The sequence below is a fragment of the Pseudomonas sp. PNPG3 genome, from assembly GCF_023093815.1.
Taxonomy (GTDB): domain Bacteria; phylum Pseudomonadota; class Gammaproteobacteria; order Pseudomonadales; family Pseudomonadaceae; genus Aquipseudomonas; species Aquipseudomonas asiatica.
Map to the genome: position 1 here is coordinate 1 of NZ_JALLKV010000267.1, position 258 is coordinate 258.

Below are 258 nucleotides of genomic sequence, written 5' to 3' on the forward strand. Positions count from 1 at the left end.
TGTCGCGCTATTTTTTAGCGAGGCGAAGCGACGTCGATAAAAAGGAATGTAAATTCTTTTGTTAATGCTGGAATCATTCGGCTGCCAATTGCCGGGACGCGATTTCCTGCAATGCCAATGCGGTCGCGGCATCGATGCCCAGCTCGCGCGCCACGCCGTCGTCGCGGCCCAGCGAACGCGGATCGCGCCGGGTGACGTGGCCGAAGATGGTCAGCGCTTCCAGGTAATAGCCGTGCACACTGCCATGGTAGGCGTCCG

1 protein-coding gene is annotated in these 258 nt (G+C 58.9%); it reads right to left on the bottom strand.

The genetic code is table 11. The features are described 5' to 3' along the window. Positions 1–73 precede the first annotated feature (73 nt). Positions 74–258 (bottom strand): hypothetical protein (locus tag MJ643_RS30985; protein WP_247727354.1); only part of this gene is annotated, 185 nt, incomplete at its 5' end.